Origin of the sequence: Kitasatospora sp. NPDC089913 (assembly GCF_044748625.1) — a bacterium.
GTDB lineage: Bacteria > Actinomycetota > Actinomycetes > Streptomycetales > Streptomycetaceae > Kitasatospora.
Window position 1 is genome coordinate 1 of sequence record NZ_JBIVGI010000059.1, and the last position, 6233, is coordinate 6233.

The window sequence follows — 6233 nt, forward strand, 5'->3', positions numbered from 1 at the left end:
CGACGGCCGCATCGTCGACGAACTCACCAACCCCACCGCCGACACCGTCCTGGACCGCATGCGCCGCTTCGACGCCAAGGGCCGCACCAGCTGACCTGGCGCACCAGCCGAGCGCGCGACCCGATCCCGAACCGGCCGATCCCCGACCTCCAGGACTGACACCACCCCATGTACCGCACCGCACTGCGCAACGTGCTGGCCCACAAGGCCCGACTGCTGATGACGACGCTCGCCGTCCTCCTCGGCACCGCCTTCGTGGCCGGCACCCTCGTCTTCACCGACACCCTGGGCGATGCCTGGCGTTCCCAGAGCGCCAAGAGCTACGCCGACATCGCCGTCACGGTCGGCGACAGCGATGCCATCAGCAAGGGGTACGACCGGGGCGACCGGGATCCCGGCGCGCCCACCCTCACCGAGGACACCCGCAAGGCCATCGCCGCGCTGCCCGGCGCCGCCGAGGCCCGCGGCGTGGTCAGCGGCTTCGCGGGGATCGCCGACCGCAAGGGCGCGCTGATCGGCGACGGCTTCTCCACCACCGGCACCAACTACGTCCCCGACGCGGACGGCAACGACCCGCGCTACCCGCTCCACGACGGCCGCGGCCCGCGCACCTCCGGCGAGATCGCCCTCGACGCGAAGACCGCCGAGAAGGGCGGCTACAAGGTCGGCGACACCGTCCGCGTCGCCGTCAACGGCCCGGTCATGGAGCTGAAGCTCACCGGCACCCTGGGCACCAACGACCCCCGGATCGTCTCCGGCGGCTCGCTGGCCGCCTTCGACACCGCCACCGCCCAGCAGCTCTACCTCAGCCCCGGCCAGTACGCCGAGATCGACGTCAAGGGCAAGCCCGGAGCGGACGACACCGCCCTGCTCACCGCCGTCCGGCAGACCGTGCCCGCGTCCGACAGCATCGAGGCCAACACCGGCCGCCACCTGGCGGCCGAGCAGGAGCGGATGATCGACGAGGGCACCAAGGGCATGTCCACCGTGCTGCTGGTCTTCGCCGGGATCTCGCTCTTCGTCGGCATCTTCATCATCGCCAACACCTTCACCATGCTGATCGCCCAGCGCACCAAGGAGCTGGCCCTGCTCCGCGCCGTCGGCGCCAGCCGCAAGCAGATCACCCTCTCGGTGCTGGCCGAGGCGTTGCTGGTCGGCCTGGCCGCCTCGATCGGCGGTCTGCTCGCCGGTGTCGGCATCGCCTCCGGGCTCAAGGCCCTGCTCAACGGACCCTGGGGCGCCAACCTGCCGGACGGCCCGCTGGTGATCGCCCCGTCCACGGTGATCGCCTCGCTCGTCGTCGGTGTCGTGGTCACCGTGCTGGCCGCCCTGCTGCCCTCGCTGCGCGCCTCCCGGATCGCCCCGGTCGCCGCGATGAGCTCGGCCGAGCAGCCGGCCACCCAGAAGTCCCTGCTGGTGCGGAACATCATCGGTCTGTTCTTCGCCGCGATCGGCACCGGCGGACTGCTGGCCGGCGCGGCCGCCAAGTCGGTCAACCTGGTCGGCCTCTCCTCGGCCGCGCTGATGGTCGGTGTCTTCGTCCTCACCCCGCTGCTGTCGCGGCCGGTGATCGCGCTGTTCGCGCCTGCTCTGCGCAAGCTGTACGGCACGCCCGGCAAGCTGGCCCGGGAGAACGCGGTGCGCAACCCGCGCCGCACCGCCGCCACCGCCTCCGCCCTCACCATCGGCGTGACCCTGATCACCGCGCTGACCGTGGTCGGCGCCTCGGTGAACAAGGCCGCGGACGACTCCTCCGCGAGCGACCTCAAGGCCGACTACGTCGTCGCCATGAAGAACTCCTCCGTGCTCGCGCCCGAGGTCGCCGCCCAGATCGCCAAGATCCCCGGGGTCACCGCGATGAGCACCGAGCGCACGGTGAAGGTGCGGTCCGCCACCGACGCCGAGGACCGCTCGCTGCTCACCGCCGTGGACGCCGCGGCCTTCGGCCGCCTGGTCGACGTCAGGGTCACCGAGGGATCGGCCGACGCGCTCGAGCAGGGCCGACTGATCAGCAGCGTCGGCTACGCGAAGAACCAGGGGCTCACGGTCGGCTCGACGCTCGACGTCACCTACCCGGACGGCAGCCGCGGCAGCCTCACCGTCGGCGCCCTGGCCGAGGGCAGCAACCTGGTGGCCGGGCTGATCGCCCCCGCCCACGTGGTCGCCCCGCACGCCGACCCCACGGTCGGCCTGGAGAAGGTGCTGGTCAAGGGATCCGCGGGCGCCACTCCCGAGCTGAAGCAGGCGCTGCGCGACGCCACCGGCAGCAACCCGCTGATCAGCGTGGACGGTCAGAAGGACATCAGGGCCGAGAACCAGCGGGCCGTCACCGCCGTGCTGAACGTCATGTACGGGCTGCTGGGCATGTCCGTCGTCGTCGCCGTCCTCGGCGTGGTGAACACCATGGCGATGTCGGTGTTCGAGCGTCGCCGGGAGATCGGCATGCTGCGGGCGATCGGCCTGGACCGGCGCGGGATCGGCCGGATGGTCCGGCTGGAGTCGCTGATGATCGCACTGTTCGGCGGGGTGGTCGGCGTGCTGCTCGGGATCGTCACCGCCTGGGCGGCGACCCGGACGATCGCCGGGGTGTTCAAGAACATCACCGTGGTGGTGCCGCCGGTGCAGATCGGGCTGTTCCTGGTCGCCGCCGCGGTGATCGGCCTGCTGGCCGCCCTCTGGCCGGCCCGCCGGGCCGCCCGGACGGACATCCTGGGCGCGATCAAGAGCGAGTAGCCGCCGCCCCGGGAGCGACCGGGACGCAGGGAACGACGACGCCCGCCGGGACTCCTCCCGGCGGGCGTCGCGCTGTCTGCGGGTGTCGGGAGCCCTGGGGCGCCCGGGGCAAACGTTTCCTCAGCAGCCGTTGAGGATCGAGGAGAGCGCGCTCTTCTCCGCGCTGTCGACCGAGAGGCCGTAGTAGTACTTCACCTGCACCCAGGCACGGGCGTAGGTGCAGCGGTAGGAGGTCTGCGGCAGCCAGTGGGCCGGGTCCTGGTCGCCCTTGGAGCGGTTGGAGCTCGCGGAGACGGCGATCAGCTGCGGGCGGACCAGGTCGTTGGCGAGGGCCTGGCGCTGGGCGGTGGTCCAGGCCCAGGCGCCAGAGCGCCAGGCCTCGGCCAGCGGCACCAGGTGGTCGATGTCGAAGCTCGACGCGCTGGTGGTGGTGACGTTGTCGTAGGCCGAGACCCAGCTGCCGCTGACGGAGGCGCAGGCGGAGTCGGTGACGACGTTGCTGCCGTCGCGCTTGAGAACCGTCTCCCGGGTGTTGCAGGTGCCGGAGATGGTGATCCAGTGCGGGAAGAGCGCGCGGTCGTAGGTGGAGTCGTGGGACTCGGCGGCCACCGTGACGGCGGCGAGGTAGCCGCGGGCGGTGGCGGCCGAGACCGGGGTCGGCAGGGCGGCCTGGGCGGTGCCGGCACCGGTCAGCAGGGTGGTGAGGGCGAGCAGCAGGGCGCCGAAGGCGGCGGCCAGGACGCGGCCGGGCACACGTATCGCGGACATGCCGAAGTACTCCTGGGTCGAGGAGGGCAGGGGAAAGCCCCCGGGCGGGAACCGGCCCGGGCTGTCGACCAGCATGTCGCCCCAGGGGTTTACGCGGGTAGATCCGAGAGGTGAATTTTTTGACCGGATGTCAGGTACACAAACCGTCAGGACACTACCGACCCGCTGCCCTCGGCCCGGGAACGCCGACGCCCCGCCCGGGTTGCCGGGCGGGGCGTGGTGAGGGTGGCGTGGGTGCGCCGGGTGGCGCGGGCCGGTGGTGTCAGGCGGTGGGGCGGGCCTCGGCGCTGCCGGTCGTGCCGGTGGTGCCGGTGGGCTCGGGGGTGCCGGGCTTGGCGGGGCCGCCGAGGACACCGAAGAAGTAGGCCAGCGTCGGCGCCAGGTAGGCGAGCCAGACCACCAGCTGGAACACCGTGGGGTCGGGCTGGAAGTTGAAGACGCCCTTGAGGAGGGTGCCGTACCAGCTGTCCTTGGGGACGGTGGTGGAGATGTCGAAGGCGGTGGTGTGGAGGCCGGGCAGCCAGCCGGCCTCCTGGAGGTCGTGGACGCCGTAGGCGAGGACGCCGGCGGCGACGACGACGAGCATGGCGCCGGTCCAGGTGAAGAACTTGGCGAGGTTGATCTTCAGGGCGCCGCGGTAGAACAGCCAGCCGAGCACGACGGCGGTGAGCAGGCCGAGGGCGGCGCCGATGATCGGGTTGTAGCCGTCCTCGGTGGCCTGGACGGCGGTCCAGATGAACAGGGCGGTCTCCAGGCCCTCGCGGCCGACGGCGAGGAAGGCGGTGGCGACCAGTGCGCCGGTGCCCATCGCGAGGGCGGCGTCGAGTTTGCCCTGGAGTTCGCTCCTGAGGTGGCGTGCGGTGCGGCGCATCCAGAAGACCATCCAGGTGACCAGGCCGACGGAGATGATCGACAGTGAGCCGCCGAGGGCCTCCTGGGCCTCGAAGGACAGTTGCGAGGAGCCGAACTGCAGCACCGCGCCGAAGGCCATCGAGAGCAGCACGGCGGCGCCGACGCCGGTCCACACCGGCGGGAGCTTCTCCCGGCGGCCGGTCTTGACCAGGTAGGCGATGAGGATGCAGACGACCAGGCTGGCTTCGAGTCCTTCGCGCAGGCCGATCAGATAGTTGGCGAACACGCCGGCTCCCTGGGGGTGAGGAGGTGGTACGGGCGGAACGGGCGGGAGGTCAGCCGAAGAGGGCCTGGCCCCACCACTCGCCGGGCTTGCGGACGCCCGCGGGGCAGGCGAAGTGGGCCGAACCGACGTGCTGGATGTACTCGTTCAGCGCGTCGGAGGCCGCGAGCCGCTGCTGCAGCGGGACGAACGCCTTGCGGGTGTCCCGCTGGTAGGCCAGGAAGAACAGGCCCGCGTCCAGCCGGCCGAGGCCGTCGGTGCCGTCGGTGAAGGAGAAGCCGCGGCGCAGGATCATCAGCCCGTCGTTGGACTCCGGGTGGGCCAGCCGGACGTGGGCGTCGGCGGGCATCGCCTTGAGGTCCGGGGCGTCGTGCTCCTTGGTCCTCCCGTACGCGGCGCCCTCGCCCTTGGTGCGGCCGAAGACGTCCTCCTGCTCCTTGAGCGAGGTGCGGTCCCAGGTCTCGATGTGCATCCGGATCCGGCGGGCCACCAGGTAGGAGCCGCCGGTCATCCAGTCCGGGCCCTCGCCGGGGGCGGCCCAGACGTGCTCGGCGAGCTTCGCGGTGTCGGTGCCGGCGATGTTGTGGGTGCCGTCCTTGAACCCCATCATGTTGCGCGGGGTCTGCGCGTCCGGGGTGGTGGACGAGGTCTTGCCGAAACCCAGCTGCGACCAGCGGATGTTGACGGTTCCCATGCCGATCCGGGCCAGGTTGCGGATCGCGTGGACGGCCACCTGCGGGTCGTCGGCGCAGGCCTGGATGCACAGGTCGCCGCCGCTGCGCTGCGGGTCGAGGTTGTCGCCCTTGAACTTCGGCAGGTCGATCAGGGCCTCGGGCCGCCTGGCCTTGAGGCCGAAGCGGTCCACGCCCTCCTTCTCGAACAGACTCGGACCGAAGCCGATGGTGAGGGTCAGCCGGGAGGCCGGCAGACCCAGGGCCTCGCCGGTGTCGTCCGGCGGCGCCTCCGGCAGACCGCTGGCGGCGCCGCTGCCGACCTCGCGGCCGCCGGTCATCGCGGCGGCGGCCTTGGTCCACTCCTTCAGCATCCGGACCAGCGAGTCGCGGGTGGCGCTCGACGAGACGTCGAACGCGGCGAAGTGCAGCCGGTCCTGGACCGGGGTGGCGATGCCCGACTGGTGGTCGCCGAAGAACGGGATGTCCGCGGTGGCGGCGGGCGCGGCCGGGGTGTCGTCGTCGTCCTGGCGGGTCGCGGCCGCGACCGAGCCGACACCGGCGGCGCCCAGCGCGACCCCGGCACCGGCCCAGCCGATGACGGCACGGCGGCTGACCGGGGCGCGGCCGGCGGCCTCGGCGGTGGCGGCGGTGGCCGGCGTCTCGTTCTGCTGCTGCTGGTTCTCGGCGTCCATGGGCGGGCGGACCCTTCTCTGTGCTGAACTCACGGATGCCGTGGCGGCCGCTGGGGCCGCCACGGCGGAGTACCGGATGTGGTGCGCGGTGCGGGATCCGGTGCGCGCGCCGCGGACGGCGGCGCGCACCGGACCGCGGTGGTTACTTGACGACCACGGCGGCGGCGAGCTTGGAGAGGGGTTCGCCGAGGGAGTTGACGGCGTCGGAGAAGGTCTTGCGCTCGGTGTCGG

The 6233-nt window shown here is 72.2% G+C and carries 4 protein-coding genes and 1 pseudogene; 2 read left to right on the top strand and 3 right to left on the bottom strand.

What is annotated here, in order from left to right; genetic code table 11:
- Nucleotides 1-94: pseudogene (locus ACIPYS_RS40015) on the top strand (ABC transporter ATP-binding protein); the annotation flags it as partial.
- A gap of 74 nt (nt 95-168) precedes the next feature.
- The gene (locus tag ACIPYS_RS40020) at nt 169-2733 is read left to right on the top strand and encodes an ABC transporter permease (protein ID WP_400755539.1); all 2565 of its coding nucleotides are present in this window, start codon (nt 169-171) and stop codon (nt 2731-2733) included.
- Between the two features lie 120 nt (nt 2734-2853).
- Here the strand turns inward: ACIPYS_RS40020 and ACIPYS_RS40025 are convergent, their stop codons facing one another.
- The 3 genes from ACIPYS_RS40025 to efeB form a co-directional block, all read right to left on the bottom strand.
- Nucleotides 2854-3501, bottom strand: a complete 648-nt coding sequence (locus ACIPYS_RS40025; RefSeq protein WP_400755541.1) for an HNH endonuclease family protein — start codon at nt 3499-3501, stop codon at nt 2854-2856.
- Nucleotides 3502-3763: 262 nt separating this feature from the next.
- Nucleotides 3764-4639, bottom strand: a complete 876-nt coding sequence (efeU, locus tag ACIPYS_RS40030) for an iron uptake transporter permease EfeU (protein WP_400755543.1) — start codon at nt 4637-4639, stop codon at nt 3764-3766.
- A 49-nt stretch (nt 4640-4688) separates the two neighbouring features.
- Nucleotides 4689-6002: an iron uptake transporter deferrochelatase/peroxidase subunit gene (gene efeB / locus ACIPYS_RS40035; RefSeq protein WP_400755545.1), complete on the bottom strand. Its 1314-nt coding sequence runs from the start codon at nt 6000-6002 to the stop codon at nt 4689-4691.
- Nucleotides 6003-6233: the final 231 nt, after the last annotated feature.